The sequence below is a fragment of the Colwellia psychrerythraea 34H genome, from assembly GCF_000012325.1.
Taxonomy (GTDB): domain Bacteria; phylum Pseudomonadota; class Gammaproteobacteria; order Enterobacterales; family Alteromonadaceae; genus Colwellia; species Colwellia psychrerythraea_A.
This window is the reverse complement of record NC_003910.7, coordinates 3,961,491-3,980,042: the sequence shown is the minus strand read 5'-3', so window position 1 is coordinate 3,980,042 and position 18,552 is coordinate 3,961,491. Positions and strand designations below refer to the sequence as shown.

Genomic DNA, 18,552 nt, shown 5'->3' with positions numbered 1-18,552 from the left:
GGGTTAAGTTATGACTGAATGGATTATTTCAATATTATTATTAGTTGGCGGTTCTTTTGTACTCGTTGGCTCTATTGGTTTAGTGAAAATGCCTGATTTTTTTATGCGTCTTCATGGGCCAACTAAAGCGACAACACTCGGTATGGCAGCCTTGTTAACTGCTGCCATGATCTTTTTTAGCACTACGCAAGCAGGATTAAGTGTAAAAGAAATACTCATTTCTCTGTTTCTATTACTAACGGCACCGATTAGTGCCTATATGATGATTAAATCTGCCATTCATCATAAGCTTGAAAGTATAGAGAGAACCTCGGGTAAAGATAACATCGAAGATGATATTTAATCCTTTACCGTTTTTTGTTTTATCATGAGCCATTTATCGGCTCATGGCCTTTGAGAAAAACTCTAGTTCAATAGTTTTCCATTACGGATTAGATTAAGTATCTCAGGTTACTTTGTAATTAAGAGCGTGCGAATAAAACGATAAATACGACTATCAACCTGAGTAATTAATTAAGAATGGCAATGTAACAATCGCTATTTTTCGTTATAATAGCCGACAATAATTCCAGCTAATTAGCTTAGTTTATGCAGCACCACTATCAAGATCTTATTTCCCTGTTCGATGATGTCTTTTTTAAGCAATACAATACTCGTTTAATCAAAGGGGGTGATGAACCCTTGTATGCACCTGCCGATGATAACTGTACTTTCCATCAAATAATTTTTGCTCATGGTTATTACGCCAGTGCCTTTCATGAAATAGCGCATTGGTGTCAAGCGGGTGAGAAAAGACGTCTGTTAGAAGATTTTGGTTATTGGTATATTCCAGATGGTCGCAATGAGAAACAACAAAAGAAATTTGAGCAGGTTGAAGTTATTCCCCAAGCGATTGAATGGGCCTTTAATGTTGCAGCACAGAGAAAATTCCATACCTCAGCTGATAATCTCAATGGATATCAAGGTGACCTGAGTGGATTCAAAGCTAAGGTTCATCAACAAGTATTAATTTTTATCGAGAATGGCTTTCCATCTCGAGCACAGCAGTTTATTGAAGCACTAACTAACTTTTATCAAACACCTTACCCTTTAACGGCATTGCAGTTTGGTGAGAATGTAGGAAATAGTGAAAAGGAACATGAATATGAAACATTTTAAACTGGGGTTTATCATCAATCCTATTGCAGGCATCGGTGGTAGTGTTGCACTTAAGGGAAGTGACGGCATGGCAATGCACGCATTAGCCCTAGGAGCGAAACCTCAAGCAAACGCGAGGGCTACATTAGCGCTTGAGGTATTATTACCTTACAAAGATGACATCGTTATTTATACCGCCAATGATCTTATGGGTGAGCAATGCGCCCGTGATTTGGGTTTTAAAGTAGAAGTACTTTATCAAGCAAAGCAAAAGCATACCGAGAGTAACGATAGCCAATTAACGGTAGAAGCGTTATTAGAACATGGCGTGGACATTATTTTATTCGCCGGTGGTGATGGTACTGCTCGAGATATTGCTAATGTAGTGGCTAGTGATGATGATTACCAGCAAGTACCCGTTTTAGGTATACCTGCAGGTTGTAAAATTCACTCTGGTGTTTATGCTATTACGCCAAAAGCTGCAGGCCGTATTATTGAATTGATGGTTACCAAGGAATTAGTCACCTTAACTACTGGTGATGTGATGGATATAGACGAAAGTTTATTTAGACAAGGCATCGTCAAAGCAAAGCGATATAGTGAGATGAAAATTCCAAGTGAGCTGCGATACGTGCAAGCAGTTAAATCAGGCGGAAAAGAAAGTGACGAATTGGTGCTACAAGATATTGCTGCCAATGTTATTGAAGAAATGAATGAGTATGATGATCGACAGTTTATCATTGGATCTGGCTCTACCACTGCTTTTTTAATGAGTGAACTAGCCTTAGAAAATACTTTGCTAGGTGTTGATATTGTGAGTGAACAATCACTTGCTGCCTCTGATGTAACTGAAGCTGAACTCTATAAAGCTATTACAGATTATGACGGTTTAAGCAAACTTGTCATAACCCTCATTGGTGGACAGGGACATGTTTTTGGTCGCGGTAATCAGCAACTAAGTCCTCGTATTATTCGTACTATTTTAGCTCAATCCGGTGGTAGTGATAATATTACTATTCTGGCGACTAAGGCTAAATTAGAAGCTTTGAATAATAAGCCATTAATTAGTGATACTGGTGATATTGAACTCGATCAAGAGCTTTCTGGGTTTATGCCCATAACGACCGGTTATAAAGACCAAGTGCTTTATCCCCTTGCTAGTCCTCAATAATAATTAAATTATGAATCACTGTGCAGGTAAAAAGCTTCAAGACTGCGTTGCTCTCAACTCCAATAGCAAGCTATTGTAATATCGAGCAGCTTGCCCTGATTTTTATCGGTACAACTACTTCACAAACCTAAGGAAAGTGGTATAAGTCCACTTTAAGATTATGGTAAGTGATATATATTAATATCTAGGATAAAACTTTATGTCAGATAGTTCAGACAATACCTTAACGACAGTTGAGCAGTTATATAAATATTTGGATAGTTTATTTGAACAGGATATCGATAGTGATACTCTGTTTGCTAGCGGTTACTTACGTGGTTTAATTGCTTTGACAGCTACAGATTTTGGTGATGAACAACAATCACTAACGACAGAACTAATACAAGCGATTAATCATAAAATAGCGGCTGCTAAAGCAGAGTTATCTCCACAGGATAGCGTAATTGTCAGTAATTTTTGGTTGAAATTACAAGAGAAATTAGCCATTAATACCTAAATAAAAAAGCGATTAACAGTGCTGTTCATCGCTTTTATTTTTTATACGAACTAACTTACTTTATTTATTAGCTGGTTTTATCCAAGAAGCGTATTTGTTTTCACTTGTGCTAACTATCTCATAAAGTTTAGTGATGTCGTTCATTGCTTTTAACAAAGACTCGCTCACTACTTTAATCGTCTTAGGTGAAAATCTTCCTTTATCTGAACCATCAAAACGGGTTTTGTAAAAGCTCCATTGATTAGCAATATCTTGTAATGACTCTTTGATTTCTGGAGTATTCTCTCTCGATTTGATTAGTTTAGTTAAGGCTTGGTCAAATTGTCTTGCTGTTTTATGCATTTCTTGTTGAAATAATTTTTCCGTATAACCTGAGTTGCTTGCGTAATAAAGCATAGCTAAGCGCTGAGATAACATTCGTTGCCTACCAGATAAGTTAACTAAATGATCGCTATGAGATCTTGATGTAAATTCGATGCTTAACACTAATTCGTGTGCAGTTTTCAATAAAGAAGTGCTTTTCTTTACGACTCGTTCAGTGTTTTCTGTCTTAGCATTCTCTAAAGCAAACACACGAAAACCATACCATTCTCTTTTAAGTCTTTGCAGCGCAGTTTTCGATTTTTTATCTTTAATCGAACTCGTTAAGCTGAATAAGTTTTCTTCGAAAAGTGCTGCACTTTCATCTAATTCATCGGCAGCAGCATTCGCATCAATATTTTGGCTTAAGAGTATATAATTTTTAGCCATGCGTTGAGATAACATACGTTGTAAACCAGCTTGGTTAATGGCTTGTGATGTATTTAGCTGTTGGGCATCAACGGGATGAAAAGCGATGCTTAATAGCAATGCAATGATAATGATAGGCCATTGAGGCAAGCTGACTTTCATGTCTGGAACTCCTAAATATAATAAACCATTTTTTATCGACAGAAGTACCGTAAATTATTTTGCTGGTAAGGAGGTTGATTTAGCACAAGTTTTTTTGTTTATTTACGCTTTTATTTACTCCTTCTTTGATGTCTTAATTATTTAGTAGGTCGATTATACTTATGACTTTATTTTTCGTTTTATAATATCCCTGATGATAAAGCGGTTAGGACTTAAGTTGAATAACATTTGGCTATCTACAGGGTAAGGGGTATTACATAACTCTGCTGTTAAAATATCAGCAGCCAAAGGTGCGGAACACAAGCCACGGGCACCAAGCCCAAGTAGGACATAGAGGTTATCAATACACGGTGCTGCTTGGCTATATTTCCAATTTTTATCTTTGGCTAAATGAGAGTAAGTTGCTACATGTTCTTTAATATCAGGTACTGCGCCAACAAGAGGTAAGTGATCTTGTGACATACAACGTAGTCTTGCTTTACTTGATGAAATATCTTGTTCTTGCCAATCAATAGTTGACGATAACTCTGGTAAGCACTTAGTTAACATCGTTAAATTATAGTCATCATCAGCTTTGTTCGTGGTGATATTAGTATCATTTTTCTGGAACGTTGCCCCAATGCAATGGATGCCGTTATTCTCAGGGGTTAAATAACCCTTATGGCAAATAACGGTAGAAAGTTTATTTATCTTCTTATTACTCTTCATACTTGTTACTTGGCCACGAGTAGCCGTAAGCGGCAACGATTTTAGCTGTTCGATTTCAATCGCATCAGCACCTCCGCATATTACCAATACACTGGCGTTAAATTCACCTTGGTTACTCGTTAAAGACCAAGACGTGCCATTTTCATTTGAGCTGGGGTTAGCAACTTGTTGTATTTTAGTGATATGAGTGTCGGTCATTATTTTTAAACGGGTAGTTGATTTGGCCGCATTAAAAATTTGTTTGACTAAGTCTCGAGGTGACATCCAACCAGCGTTAGGCATAAAAAGACCACCATAAGGTAAATCTATATTTGCAAGTTCGCTGGCTTGCTTTGCATTGACTCCATGGATGAGCTCATTAGGCCAAGTATTCAAGCTTTCAAATGCCTGTTGTCTCTTAATCAATGCTTCCTTGTAGGATACTTCTAATAATCCACACCATTGGTGTGCGAATGAAAAACCTTGCTCGGCAATCTCTGTATATAACGCTTTAGCACGCCAGAAAGCTTGCTGGTAAAAAGAGCTTATATCATCTTCCTGTTGGTGTAATAAAGGATATAAAGCGCCAATCGCATTGCTAGACCCACCTTGCGCAAGAGAAGTATCTTTACAGTATAAAGTTACTTTTACTCCTTGCTTAGTTAATGCATAAGCAGCACAAGCAGAAGCGATACCACCCCCAATAATACTTACGTGTTGGGGTTTTGTAATAAGAGGTCTTAAATAGTAGCCTTTATTCGTTATCGGGTTACTTTGCATGACAGCAGACAGCATTTCTTTCTTTTTACCTTTCGCTAATAGTTTTTCAAGTCGAAAGCCGATATCACGCAATTGTCTTTTTACAAAGCCAGCAACAGTAAATGTGGTCAGTGTGGCTTGATCTTTAGAAAGTCTGCCAATTTGAGAGAATAAATCCTTACTCCACATGTCAGGGTTTTTTGCTGGAGTAAATCCATCTAAATACCAAGCATCGACTAAACCTTCTTTTGAACAGTTTAATGAAGAGAAACCTTGGGCGGCATCATCAAAGATAAGAGTTAACCGTACTTGGCCATTGAAAAAGGTTGTTTTAAATTCTTGACCAAACTCTTCGACAGGGCAATCAGGGTAACTATTAATGAATGTTAAGGCTAACGATTGTAGTTGCGGTAAAATAGACAAAGACTGGACTAGTTGCTCTTTTGTTAGTGGGTACTTTTCCACGCTGATGAAATGCAAAGGTGCTAGCTGGAACGATGAAACTTGTTGTGCTTTTTGGTACGCCTGTAAGGTTAATAAAAAATTTAACCCAGTGCCAAAACCTGTTTCTGCCACGGTAAATGTTTGTTTAGCAATTTGTAAACGTAATCCTATTTTATTTTTTTGAATAAAAACAAAATCACTTTGCTGATAACCTGACTCACTTTCAAAATAAATATCATCAAAGCGCTGGCAATAAGGGGTTCCATCTTTTTGGTAGGATAATTTATTGCTATTATTTGTTTTATCGAGTTTTTTCATGAAAAATTCTTTAGGTGAAGTGACAGTGTTAGAGGATAGTTCTATTCGCTTACCTTGCCTATTTTACGCGAAATATAGGTTTTGATCAGAAATAAAGGTAGATAAATTAAAATGTCATAGATATATTAGAATGGATATCATATTATAGTGTACAAGTGTACGCTGGTTTTTTGTTGTGATAAGCAACTAGTAATACCAGTTCAATCGCTATTACTTGTATAATAGCGCAAAATTTCATAATTATAGATGGTAGTTAAATGAAACGTGTCGTAATAACAGGCTTAGGTATAGTCTCAAGTATTGGTAACAATGCGGATGAAGTATTAGCCTCATTAAAAGCTGGTAAGTCAGGTATCTCTCATTCTGAAAGTTTTGCAGAGCAAGGTCTACGTAGTCAAGTTTGGGGTAAACCTGATATTGAAACTAAAGATCACATTGATCGTAAAGCCATCCGTTTCATGGGTGATGCTGCAGGTTATGCTTATATTGCTATGGATCAAGCTGTTAAAGATGCAAAATTAACTGAAGATCAAGTCTCAAATTTCCGTACTGGTATTGTTGCTGGATCTGGTGGAGCTTCATCTGAAAACATCGTTGCTTCAACTGATACGCTTCGTAACCGTGGTATTCGTCGTGTTGGTCCTTATGCCGTACCAAAAACTATGGGCAGCACAGTATCAGCTTGTTTAGCAACGCCTTTTAAAATTAAAGGCGTTAACTACTCAATTAGTTCAGCTTGTGCAACAAGTGCTCATTGTATTGGTAATGCGATGGAGCTTATTCAATTAGGCAAACAAGATATCGTTTTTGCTGGTGGTGGTGAAGAAGTTCATTGGTCACTTGCTATGATGTTTGATGGTATGGGGGCTTTATCAGCGGGTCGTAATGATACACCTGAATTAGCTTCTCGTACCTATGATGCAGACCGTGATGGTTTTGTTATTTCTGGCGGCGGCGGTATGGTTGTTGTTGAAGAATTAGAACATGCCCTTGCACGTGGCGCACATATTTACGCTGAACTTGTTGGCTATGGCGCAACCTCTGATGGTTATGACATGGTAGCTCCAAGTGGTGAAGGCGCAGTTCGTTGTATGCAACAAGCCATGCAAGGTGTTGAAGGTAAACTTGATTACTTAAATACTCACGGAACTTCTACACCGGTTGGCGATGTTAAAGAATTAGGCGCAATTCAAGAATTATTTGGTGAAGATTCACCAGCTATTAGTGCTACTAAAGCAATGACAGGTCATGCACTTGGTGCTGCTGGCGTTCACGAAGCTATTTACTCAATATTAATGATGGAAAACAACTTTGTTGCTCCTTCAATTAACATTGATAATTTAGATGAAAAAGCACAAGGCTTAGATATTGTTACTGAAAAGCGTGATGTTGAGCTAAACCTTGTTATGTCGAATAGCTTTGGTTTTGGTGGAACTAATGCCACCTTGGTAATGAAAAAATATAAATAAGCTTAAGTTCTGGAGTTAAGCTCCGACTTAATGCGCATTTTCTAACTAATAATAAACCACGCTAAATAATATTTAGCGTGGTTTTTTTATAAATAGTGACAAAATTTTAGCTCTGCTGGGTTAAATTTAGTACTTATGCTCTAAATGAGCGTATAATTGAGCACTTTAATGTCTTTAGTCAAATAGTTAGAATTTATGAAAATATATTTTGATGAAAATATGCCATTTGCCAAGGAGTTTTTTAGTGAACTCTGCCACCTTAATAACGGTATCGATGGCGAAGAGCAGGGAGAGTTAGTTCCTTTTTCAGGTCGGACGTTAACCGCAGCACAAGTTGCTGATGCAGATGTTTTATTAGTACGTTCAATTACTCAGGTTAATGAACAACTACTTCACTTGAACGATAAAATTTCTTTTGTTGGTAGTGCCACTATAGGTACTGATCATATCGACTTAAGTTATCTCGCCAAACGAAACATCACCTTCCAATCAGCGCCAGGTTGTAATGCCATTTCAGTTGCTGAGTATGTACTCAGCGCATTAGTCGTTTTAGCTGAGCGGTATTTACTCACTTTATCTTCATTAACCGTCGGTATTGTTGGCGGCGGCAATACAGGTACTCGTTTAAGTGAAAAACTCACTGCATTAGGTATTCAACATAAAATCTGTGATCCGTTACTAGCCGAAAAGCAAAAACAAGATAAAAGTCATCCCCCTACTGACCAACGACATTATGTACCCTTGGTGGATGTTTTAGCGTGTGATGTTATTTCTTTGCATGTGCCTAAAGTTGTTGGCGGTGAACATCCTACAAACAAATTGATAAATGCAGAGAACCTTGCCTTATTGCGTGAGGATCAAATATTAATCAGCGCTTGCCGTGGTGATGTTATTGATAACCACGCCTTATTAGCATTAAAAACGGCTGGTCATGGCGTAAAAATTGTACTCGATGTTTGGCAAGGAGAACCTGATGTTCTTGAAGCCTTAATTCCTTATACTGAAATAGCCACAGCACATATAGCAGGTTATAGCTTAGAAGGAAAAGCTCGTGGTAGTGAAATGCTCTATCAGGCATTATGTCAACAGTTAGCAATAACGCCTAAATATCAGTTGGCAAACTTTTTACCGTCGGCCAGTATCCCTGCAATTGAAATTAATCAAGATTTTAATCAAATATTACTAAACCAGTTAGTTAAAATGGTTTACGATGTTAGGCGGGACGATGCAATATTTCGTCAACAATTATTTGTACAAGGTTTCGACAGTTTAAGGAAAAATTATCCCGTTCGAAGGGAGTTTTCTGCTGTAACGGTCAACTTATCATCTACTACTTATAGCGATGTACCGCATCGTTTAGGTTTTAATAAAAATTAATTTAAACTATCGAGACGACTCATTTTTTTGAGAAAGTCTAATGAAGAGAGAGAGGAACATGGCACAAAAATTTGATGTATGCATACTTGGCGCAACAGGGTTAGTTGGCAAAACTATTATGGAGATTCTTGAAGAACGAAAATTTCCAATTAATAAATTATATCCCTTAGCCAGTGCTCGCTCTGCAGGTGAAATTATTGAATTTAATGGTCAGAGCATTGAAGTATTAAATGCAGATGATTTTGATTTTAGCCAAGTACAAATTGGTTTCTTTTCTGCCGGTGGTTCTACTTCAGCTAAATTTGCTCCAATAGCTGCTGAAGCTGGCTGTATTGTTATTGATAATACCTCTGAATTTCGCTATGACGCTGATATTCCTCTTGTTGTGCCTGAAGTTAATCCTGAAGCGCTGGCTGATTACCGTAATCGCAATATAATAGCTAACCCTAATTGCTCTACCATTCAAATGTTGGTAGCGTTAAAACCAATTTATGATGCTGTTGGTATTAGTCGTGTAAATGTTAGTACTTACCAATCGGTTTCTGGCGGTGGTAAAGAAGCGATGGATGAATTAGCGAAACAAACTGCTAATCTATTAAGTGGTAAGCCAGTAGAGAGTAAAAAGTTTTCACGTCAAATAGCATTTAATGTTATCCCACAAATTGATGATTTCTTAGAAAATGGTTACACCAAAGAAGAAATGAAAATGGTTTGGGAAACTAAAAAGATTTTAGGCGATGAAAACGTACTTGTTAACCCAACAGCTGTTCGTGTTCCTGTGTTTTTTGGACATGGCGAAGCCTTGCATATTGAAACGAATTCACCTATTTCAGCTGATGAAGTTAAAGATTTATTAGAGCAAGCTCCTGGTATTGTTGTTTGTCGTAATGATGAAGACTTCCCAACTCAAATTGGAGATGCGAGCGGAAAAGATGATACTTATGTTGGTCGTATTCGTGAAGATATTAGCCATAGTTGCGGCATTAATATGTGGATCGTTGCGGATAATGTTCGCAAGGGTGCGGCAACGAATAGCGTACAAATTGCTGAACTATTGGTAAAAGATCATTTAAGCTAACTTTTACTACAATAGTTAGTATATAAAAACTCGTCAATGATGGTAAATATACCGTTGTTGACGAGTTTTTTAGTTTTTAACTTTTAATTTTACTGTATCAGTCCTTTAAAAGCCCAATTGACTTTATAACAGGAATAAAGTTAATTAGTAGTATATTCCCCCTCAAAACAAAGTATAGATTTACACAAGAGTTACAATAAGAGGAGACTTATTGATTGAATTTGCTATTATCTTGTTAGTTAATGGTTTTTTGGAATAATTATTGCATTTTATCTTCCTGATAAGCTTTATCTCTTAGTCAGGTAAAGTAATGCGGTATTTTTTTGGCGCTATAAATATAATGAACAGTGCCATAACTTAAATTAGTTTATTAGGACATCCTTATGCAACATTTATTGCGCCTGTGCCTATGGCAGGCGGTTATTATTGGCATACTTACGGCTCACTTCCCCGTTAATGCAGAGGAAGAACGCGGCATTCGCATGCGAGGACCTAAAAGTAGTGATGTTTTTCCTTATGATAAATACGGCCCAATCACCTCTAAAGATACTTTATGGAACATCGCTACTCGAGTTCGCCCTGATAATCGCTTGAGCGTTTATCAAGTCATGCAGGCGTTATATCAAGAGAATCCACAAGCGTTTGTCGATAGCAACATCAATTATTTGGTTGAAGGGCAATATTTAAAAATACCATCGTTTAATAACATGATGGCAATAAATACTAACAGTGCGAAGAAAAAGTCTGAAAGTGATAGTAAAGCTTGGAAGAAAGCACAGCCAAAAACACCTAAGATACCAGTATTTATAGAGCCTAGCGTTAAGAAAAAAGACTTAGAGACGGTAAAAACTGAGATTAATGACCAATTGCAAAAAATTGATGGTCAGCAGCAGGAACGATTAGAACATATTCAAAATGATATCTCAGACTCAATTGATGGTTTACAAGCTATTTTAAAAGAAAATGATGATTTACGTCAGCAACTTACTTCCTTTAATGACAAGCTTGGCATCATGCAGGATGAGGTAGCGAAAGGTAAAGAAATCAAGCTGCAAATGGACGATATGATCAAGTTGCAGCAAGCCCTATTAGCAAAAGCTGAAGCCAGAGAAAAAGAACTTTTATTAGAGAGACAGCAGGCTGCACTTGCGGAACAAGATATCATGTCAAGCTTGTGGTTCAAAATTGCCATGGGCACTCTGCCAGCAATCCTGATACTACTTTTACTGGCTCTTTTGTTTAAACGCCGAAAACAGGCCTCGGATGAAGTTTTCTTCAACGAATTAGACAGTAAAAAACAAGAACCTGTCGCCAAAAAGGAGAGCACATCTGAAGAGTTATCACTTGATGATGAGTTAAACTTGGACGATGAGCTTGATTTATCACTTGATGGTGAGTTGAACTTGGACGATGAGCTTGATTTATCCCTTGATGATGAATTGAATTTAGACGATGAGCTTGATTTATCACTTGATGATGAATTGAATTTGGATGATGACCTGTCTATAGATTTAATAGAAAGTGATGATGACGTTATCCATTTGGATGAAGACGATAGCTTAGATGATCTTGAAGACATCCTACTAGATGATGAAAGTGACGTTGATATTCTTGATGGTGGTGAGTTGGATCAAGATGACTTAGATTCATTATTATCAGGTTTAGATGATGAAGCAGAAAATACAGAAAGTGAAGAACTTGAAGGGGGAGAGTTAAGTCAAGATGATCTAAATGATTTACTTGGTGGCTTAGACGATTTCGATGATGAAGACCTCGTACTTGAAGAATCTTCCGAAGAAAAGAACGAACCAGCAGAGGTAACGGACCCAGATGATATTGATGCGCTGCTTGATTCACTAAGTGATTCAGACAATGAGCCAGCAGAGGTAACGGACCCAGATGATATTGATGCGCTGCTTGATTCGGTAAGTGAACCAGACAATGAGACTGCAGAGGTAACAGACCCAGATGATATCGATGCGCTGCTTGATTCGGTAAGTGAATCAGTGAATGAGCCAGTTGATGTAACAGACCCAGATGATATTGATGCATTACTTGATTCTATAAATGATACCGCAGAGGTAACAGATCCAGATGATATCGATGCGCTGCTTGATTCGGTAAGTGAATCAGTGAATGAGCCAGTTGATGTAACAGACCCAGATGATATTGATGCATTACTTGATTCTATAAATGATACCGCAGAGGTAACAGATCCAGATGATATCGATGCGCTGCTTGATTCGGTAAGTGAATCAGTGGATGAGTCAGTCGATGTAACAGACCCAGATGATATCGATGCATTACTTGATTCTATAAATGATACCGCAGAGGTAACAGATCCAGATGATATTGATGCGCTGCTTGATTTAGTAAGTGAATCAGTGAATGAGCCAGTTGATGTAACAGACCCAGATGATATCGATGCATTACTTGATTCTATAAATGATACCGCAGAGGTAACAGATCCAGATGATATTGATGCGCTGCTTGATTCGGTAAATGAATCAGTGAATGAGCCAGTTGATGTAACAGACCCTGATGTTATCGATGCATTACTTGATTCTATCAATGATACCGCAGAGGTAACAGATCCAGATGATATTGATGCGCTGCTTGATTCGGTAAATGAATCAGTGAATGAGCCAGTTGATGTAACAGACCCTGATGATATCGATGCATTACTTGATTCTATCAATGATACCGCAGAGGTAACTGACCCAGATGATATTGATGCACTACTTGAATCAATGTCGGGTAATGCTCCAACACCTCAACACGTTGTAAAACAAGATTCATCAGAAGCAATGAATCCGTTGGAACTTGATGTGGGAATGGATGAAGAAAGTACTATTGATAAGGTAACTGATAGTACATTAAGTCCAGAAGACCATAAAATTCAAAATGAAAAAGCAGAGAATGAAGCTAAAATATCCGCATTTACCGCTGAATATGTAACACCATTTCTTACCGCTGACTTTACCGATATTATTGCTAAAGAAAGTGACGCTGAGTTAGCTTCAGAAACACTAATAAGTAATGAAAGTCATGAGTTGGATGATGAACTAGATATTGATGCACTTATTGCTGATACCATCAGTAAAGATGAAGCAACGAGAGACTTTCAAGAAGATAAAAGAGACGACGTTGGTGATGAGTTAACTGATTCATCAATTGATGAAACGTTCAATACTCAAATCGATGGTGGTTTTACTGAGGCTGAATTAAGTCAATTATTAGCAGATGATTCAATGGAAGATGATACTGAGCAAGCGGAAGATATTTCACCTGAGTCGATAGTTCTATCACCTGACTTTACCGATGAAGATGTGCTAGCTGGTTTGTTATCTGAAATGGCTGACGAAGAACCACTTGAAGAAGCTGATGAATTAGACGTTATAGATGAGTTAGCTAATGTTGATTTTGATGAGCTATTAGCCAATATTGAAGAGGAATCAGCGACTACGCCAACGAAACACGATGAGATTGAACTGATCTTTGAAGGTGATGACATAGGTGATGATTTAATTGATGATAGCCTTGGCGAAGAAAGTGTTCAAAACTCCCAGAAAACAGAGCCAACAGAAGATTATGTCTCTGTCGATGAGCTCATCTCTGATAGTTTAGATGAGGGTGATGCGTCAGAGCCTTATGAGAAAACCAATATTGACGTTGGTTTAGGTAAATTTTCTCAAAATGATAGTGGTGTGGATGTTGATGAAGATGGCTCAATGTCGAGTAAATTAGATTTAGCGAAAATGTATATAGAAATGAATGATGAAGAAAATGCCCAAGTAATCTTGCAAGAGGTAATCTCCAAGGGAGATAAAACTCAGCGAGCAGAGGCACAAGCATTATTAGATTCATTGTAAGGCGTTGATATATTCCCGTGACCATTCAAAATGCATATTTCAGTGGGAGAAAAAACGATTTAGGCAAGGCATTGATTGTAGGGAATGGTTGTTCCATTCTCAAAATCAATAACGATGTATAAATCGTTTTTAGCCCCATGGTAGAAGCGCTTGATCAATCCCATTTTATTGTTGCGTCAAAGAAATAGGGAATAACCCTAATTTAATTGACGCGCCTCAAACTGAAATTGCTCAAGCACTCTGAATCGAGCATTTTGAATGATTACGGGTATAAACTAACAAGCAATAGCCTAACGCTATAAAATAAAGGATAATGCGCAGCGAAAATAATCTCCTCATTAGAAAAGGTAGACTTGTATGCGTTATGCGTTAGGCATTGAGTATGATGGTAAAAACTATTGTGGCTGGCAACGCCAAAATAATGTTATCACTGTACAAGAAAAGTTAGAAAAAGCATTATCTAAAATTGCGGATGAAAAAATTGAAGTGGTTTGTGCCGGGAGAACCGATACAGGGGTTAATGCAACCAATCAAGTGATCCACTTTGACACCGAAAAAAAACGCAAAGATACCGCTTGGACGTTAGGCGTAAACACTCACTTACCTTCTGATGTAGCTGTTGCTTGGGTAAAGAAAGTTGATGATGACTTTCATGCTCGCTTTAGTGCCACAGCTAGAAATTATCGTTATATTATTTACAATAAACCCCTTCGTTCAGCAATATTGAGTCATGGTATTAGTCATTGTCATTTCGCTTTAGATGAAAATCTTATGCAACAAGGCGCTGATTATCTTCTCGGTAAACATGACTTTACCTCGTTTAGAACGGTGCATTGTCAATCTCATTCTGCGGTTCGGACTATAAAACATTGTCGGGTGACACGACAGGGTGATTATCTTGTAGTTGATATCAAAGCCAATGCTTTTTTACACCATATGGTGCGAAACGTTGTTGGTAGCTTAATGCGAGTTGGTCAATCACAAGAAACACCACACTGGATGAAAGAAGTTTTATTGGCTAAAAATCGTTGTGTTGCAGGTGTTACGGCACCACCAGAGGGGCTATATTTTGTCGATGTAGATTACCCTGAGAACTTTGAGTTACCTAAAAGCCGTTTAGGGCCATTGTTTTTATAGATAGAAAGTTTAATCAAATCACAATTATTTACTGAGCAGACCAGTTTTTTCTATATTCTATAGGTTATACTATGGTCTAATGTGCGGTTTAGAATAGAGTTTGATGGAGTGTCTCCATCAATAAACCGACAGATATTTCGTTGCAACAGGCCAAAATAAAATTATGAGCTGGATAGAAAAAATTCTCCCGAAAGCAAAAACGACTCAAAAAAGTAGCATTCCTGAAGGTGTATGGAGCAAATGTTCTTCATGTAATGCCGTGCTTTATAAAGCTGAATTAGAGCGTCAAATTTCAGTATGTCCTAAGTGTGATCACCATATGCGTATCAGTGCTCGTAAACGTATTGATAGCTTTCTTGACCATGATAATCGCATGGAGTTAGGTGAAGAGTTTGAAGCACAAGATATCTTGAAATTTAAAGATTCTAAACGATATAAAGATCGTCTTAGTGCTGCGCAAAAAAATACCGGTGAGAAAGATGCTCTCGTTGTAATGAAAGGTGAATTACACGGCATGCCAGTTGTTGTTGCTGCGTTTGAATTTGCATTCCTTGGCGGTTCAATGGCTTCTGTAGTCGGTGCTCGTTTTGTTAAGGGTGTAGAGTATTGTTTAGAGCATAATCTACCCTTTATATGTTTCTCTGCTAGTGGCGGTGCCCGTATGCAAGAAGCACTTTTCTCTTTAATGCAAATGGCAAAGACTAGTGCTGCGCTTGCTAAAATGAGTGAAAAAGGTCTTCCTTACGTTTCTGTATTAACCGATCCAACGATGGGCGGTGTATCAGCAAGTTTAGCTATGTTAGGTGACATCAATGTTGCTGAGCCAAAAGCGCTAATTGGTTTTGCTGGACCACGTGTTATTGAGCAAACCGTTAGAGAAAAATTACCTGAAGGTTTCCAACGCAGTGAATTTTTATTAGAAAAAGGCGCAATTGATATGATTATTGATCGCCGAGAAATGAAAATTACTTTAGCGCGTATGTTAGGTAAGTTTATGGGCCAAACTAGCGTTGTTTCGTAATTAGTATCAACGAATAATCGCTATTGTCTATTTAACTCAAATCACTTGTTGATGAATAAATGTCAAAATACAATTCAAGCCACTATCAAGATTTAACTAATCTCGATCAGTGGCTTTATTATTTAGAAAACTTACATAGTACTGAGATAGATCTTGGTTTATCTCGTGTTGGCAAAGTTGCAGAACGCTTAGCTATAAACTTGAATTTTGCTAAGGTTATTACTGTTGCGGGCACTAATGGTAAAGGTACCACCTGTGCTTTTATTGAAAACGCCTTACTCAATAGTAAAGAACTTGCTTCACCGCGAGGTGTTGCCGTTTACTCATCTCCTCATATTGAGCGCTTTAATGAACGTCTGCGGATAAATAAGCAAGATGTAGAAGATCAGGCCCTAATCAATGCTTTTAAACGTATTGAAGTTGCTCGAGAAGATATTTCGCTTAGTTACTATGAGTATACAACCTTAGCTGCATTACTCGTGTTAATGGAAGCTATGCCAAGCTTTATTATTCTTGAGGTTGGCCTGGGTGGTCGGTTAGATGCAACTAATATTATCGATGCTGATATAGCTGTCATCACAACAATAGATCTCGATCATCAAAGCTTTCTAGGCAATGATAGAGAAAGTATTGGTTTTGAAAAAGCAGGAATCATGCGACAAGAGCAAGACATTGTTATTGGTGATACTAATGCTCCCAAGTCAGTGATAAATCATGCTAACGAGTTACATAAAAACCAAGTTAATAGGATATTTTTACGAGACCAAGATTTTATCGTTCAAAATACTCAACCTCATTGGAACTGGAAAACTAAACAAACGCAGTTAACAGAACTAAAAGCTCCCCATATTCCACGCGACAATGTCGCAACAGCACTCATGGTATTAGAAAAGCTTAATTTGACGCTGACACCTGATTTTGTCAATGAAGTTATTGCTAAGACTAAGGTTGCAGGGCGGACTGAGTTAATCAAGCAGAAGGGCCTATGTGATGTTATTCTTGATGTCGGTCATAATCCACAAGCTACTCGTTATCTCGCTGGATATCTTAAGCAGATAAAAGAGCAAGCTAACTATCAAAATATTTATGCTGTGGTTGCTATGCTGGGCGATAAAGATATTAGTGCAAGTTTAGAATCACTAAAAGATGATATCGATTTTTGGTATACCGGTGCGTTAAGTGTGCCAAGAGCTGCTACAAAAGAAACAATGGCAAGTAAGTTAGCGTTATTTACAAATTCAGTTAATTGTTTTGACAATGTGGATGAGGCCTTTAGAATGGCGAATAAGCAGGCTAATTCGTCTGACTTAATTCTAGTCTTTGGTTCATTTTTTACTGTTTCGAAAATCAGAGCACAGTTAACTATTAGTTAGCTGAGTAGTATTAATTAGGAGTGTCTCTTGTCTACACCTTTTCAAAATCGCCTTGTCGGGACTATTATTGTTGCAGCCGTGGTTATTATTTTCTTACCAGATCTACTTGATGGAGAGAAAAAATCACACCAAGATGATTTTGAAGCTATCCCAAAGGCAGAGGTGTTTTCGGGTAAATTGACCAATAAACCATTCCCTGAAGATAAGCTCATACGACAAAAAGTGACACCCATCTCTAATGAACAAGCAATTGATGAACCTGGTATTGATAACTCTGCTTCAAAGCCAACTAAACAAGTTGATCAAGTAACAAAGAAAGTATCAAAGCCAGCAGTAAAGCCCCCAGTAAAAGTAGTTAGCAAACCAAAGAAGACGTTGCCTGAAAAAGCAGTAGCTAAAGAGGCCTGGGTTATCCATTTAGGTAGCTTTAAAAATAAAGACAATGTTGCCCAGTTATTAAAAAAATTAAAAGCTAAAGGTTATATCGCCTTCACCAAACCAATCAAAACTAAGCAAGGCACATTAACTAAGGTGATCATAGGACCGGAATTAATAAAGACCAGTATGGTTAAAAAGTTACCCGCTTTAAAAACGCTTACTGGCATCCAAGGTAAAGTTGCGTATTTTGAACCAAATAAGTAGCCGGCTTTTATAAAGTGCTAGGCATTATTTGGCTAATTCTGATAGAATGCGCGCCTCTAATTTAGATAAACTCAACGAGACATTCAAGTTATGGTTTGGATAGATTACGCCATTTTGGCCGTTATAGGCGTTTCAACACTAGTCAGTTTAATACGAGGTTTTGTAAAAGAAGCAGTATCTCTAGTTATTTGGATCAGTGCCTTCTTTATTGCCAGCACTTTTTACGCAAACCTTGCCAATCTTTTAACAAATATTTCTGATCCATTTTTGCGTAATGCCGCAGCCGTCGCCATTCTTTTCATATCAACCTTAGTGCTTGGTGCTTTGGTTAATTATCTTATTGGGCAATTGGTTAGCAAAACAGGACTATCTGGGACAGATCGTGTTTTAGGGCTTGTTTTTGGAGCACTTCGAGGTGTACTCATTATCAGTGCAGTGATATTTTTTGTTGATGCTTTTACCGGAGCAGAAAATACACAGTGGTGGAAAAGCTCAGAATTGATCCCTGAGTTTAAATTGGTAGTTGAATGGTTTTTTGAATACCTTAAAGGGTCATCAAGTTATATAACTTAGTTGTTACTAATAACGACTAAGCCCATGCGGAGTCAATCCGTATACGATAATTTATAAGATATTATTTCGATATCTTATAATTCAATATTTATTAGATGGCTCACACC

General features: G+C 37.7%; 15 protein-coding genes. 13 read left to right on the top strand and 2 right to left on the bottom strand.

All coding sequences use genetic code 11. The features are described from left to right. Nucleotides 1-10 precede the first annotated feature (10 nt). From CPS_RS17060 to CPS_RS17045, 4 genes are all read left to right on the top strand, one after another. Nucleotides 11-343 (top strand): Na+/H+ antiporter subunit G, encoded by a 333-nt coding sequence (locus CPS_RS17060; protein ID WP_011044562.1) that lies wholly within the window; start codon nucleotides 11-13, stop codon nucleotides 341-343. A 245-nt stretch (nucleotides 344-588) separates the two neighbouring features. After that, nucleotides 589-1,158 carry an elongation factor P hydroxylase gene (locus CPS_RS17055; RefSeq protein WP_011044561.1) on the top strand — a complete coding sequence of 190 codons (570 nt, stop codon included), beginning with the start codon at nucleotides 589-591 and terminating at the stop codon, nucleotides 1,156-1,158. Next, nucleotides 1,145-2,308 (top strand): ATP-NAD kinase family protein, encoded by a 1,164-nt coding sequence (locus CPS_RS17050; RefSeq protein WP_011044560.1) that lies wholly within the window; start codon nucleotides 1,145-1,147, stop codon nucleotides 2,306-2,308. The genes CPS_RS17055 and CPS_RS17050 overlap by 14 nt, the downstream gene beginning before the upstream one ends. 199 nt (nucleotides 2,309-2,507) lie before the next feature. Then, a complete protein-coding gene (locus CPS_RS17045) occupies nucleotides 2,508-2,804 on the top strand; it encodes a YfcL family protein (RefSeq protein WP_011044559.1) in 297 nt (98 codons plus the stop codon). A gap of 60 nt (nucleotides 2,805-2,864) precedes the next feature. On the opposite strand, the gene CPS_RS17040 is transcribed toward CPS_RS17045, so the two are convergent. Then, the gene (locus CPS_RS17040; RefSeq protein ID WP_011044558.1) at nucleotides 2,865-3,695 is read right to left on the bottom strand and encodes a type IV pili methyl-accepting chemotaxis transducer N-terminal domain-containing protein; all 831 of its coding nucleotides are present in this window, start codon (nucleotides 3,693-3,695) and stop codon (nucleotides 2,865-2,867) included. Nucleotides 3,696-3,854: 159 nt separating this feature from the next. Continuing rightward, entirely contained in the window at nucleotides 3,855-5,903 is a 2,049-nt protein-coding gene (mnmC, locus tag CPS_RS17035) for a bifunctional tRNA (5-methylaminomethyl-2-thiouridine)(34)-methyltransferase MnmD/FAD-dependent 5-carboxymethylaminomethyl-2-thiouridine(34) oxidoreductase MnmC (protein WP_011044557.1), read from the bottom strand. Nucleotides 5,904-6,160: 257 nt separating this feature from the next. Here mnmC and fabB point away from each other — a divergent pair, with 257 nt between their 5' ends. The 9 genes from fabB (at nucleotide 6,161) to CPS_RS16990 (ending at nucleotide 18,445) form a co-directional block, all read left to right on the top strand. Further along, the gene (gene fabB / locus CPS_RS17030; protein ID WP_011044556.1) at nucleotides 6,161-7,372 is read left to right on the top strand and encodes a beta-ketoacyl-ACP synthase I; all 1,212 of its coding nucleotides are present in this window, start codon (nucleotides 6,161-6,163) and stop codon (nucleotides 7,370-7,372) included. Nucleotides 7,373-7,567: 195 nt separating this feature from the next. Then, nucleotides 7,568-8,749, top strand: a complete 1,182-nt coding sequence (locus CPS_RS17025; protein ID WP_011044555.1) for a 4-phosphoerythronate dehydrogenase — start codon at nucleotides 7,568-7,570, stop codon at nucleotides 8,747-8,749. 58 nt (nucleotides 8,750-8,807) lie between these two features. After that, nucleotides 8,808-9,827 carry an aspartate-semialdehyde dehydrogenase gene (locus CPS_RS17020; protein WP_011044554.1) on the top strand — a complete coding sequence of 340 codons (1,020 nt, stop codon included), beginning with the start codon at nucleotides 8,808-8,810 and terminating at the stop codon, nucleotides 9,825-9,827. Nucleotides 9,828-10,210: 383 nt separating this feature from the next. Further along, entirely contained in the window at nucleotides 10,211-13,699 is a 3,489-nt protein-coding gene (locus tag CPS_RS17015) for a FimV/HubP family polar landmark protein (protein WP_011044553.1), read from the top strand. Between the two features lie 357 nt (nucleotides 13,700-14,056). Beyond that, nucleotides 14,057-14,836, top strand: coding sequence for a tRNA pseudouridine(38-40) synthase TruA (gene truA / locus CPS_RS17010; RefSeq protein WP_011044552.1), 780 nt, complete (start codon nucleotides 14,057-14,059; stop codon nucleotides 14,834-14,836). Nucleotides 14,837-14,999: 163 nt separating this feature from the next. Further along, nucleotides 15,000-15,857, top strand: a complete 858-nt coding sequence (gene accD / locus CPS_RS17005; protein WP_011044551.1) for an acetyl-CoA carboxylase, carboxyltransferase subunit beta — start codon at nucleotides 15,000-15,002, stop codon at nucleotides 15,855-15,857. A gap of 59 nt (nucleotides 15,858-15,916) precedes the next feature. Next, entirely contained in the window at nucleotides 15,917-17,230 is a 1,314-nt protein-coding gene (folC, locus tag CPS_RS17000; RefSeq protein ID WP_011044550.1) for a bifunctional tetrahydrofolate synthase/dihydrofolate synthase, read from the top strand. Nucleotides 17,231-17,257: 27 nt separating this feature from the next. Next, nucleotides 17,258-17,872, top strand: a complete 615-nt coding sequence (locus tag CPS_RS16995) for an SPOR domain-containing protein (protein WP_011044549.1) — start codon at nucleotides 17,258-17,260, stop codon at nucleotides 17,870-17,872. A 90-nt stretch (nucleotides 17,873-17,962) separates the two neighbouring features. Continuing rightward, nucleotides 17,963-18,445 (top strand): CvpA family protein, encoded by a 483-nt coding sequence (locus tag CPS_RS16990; RefSeq protein ID WP_011044548.1) that lies wholly within the window; start codon nucleotides 17,963-17,965, stop codon nucleotides 18,443-18,445. Nucleotides 18,446-18,552: the final 107 nt, after the last annotated feature.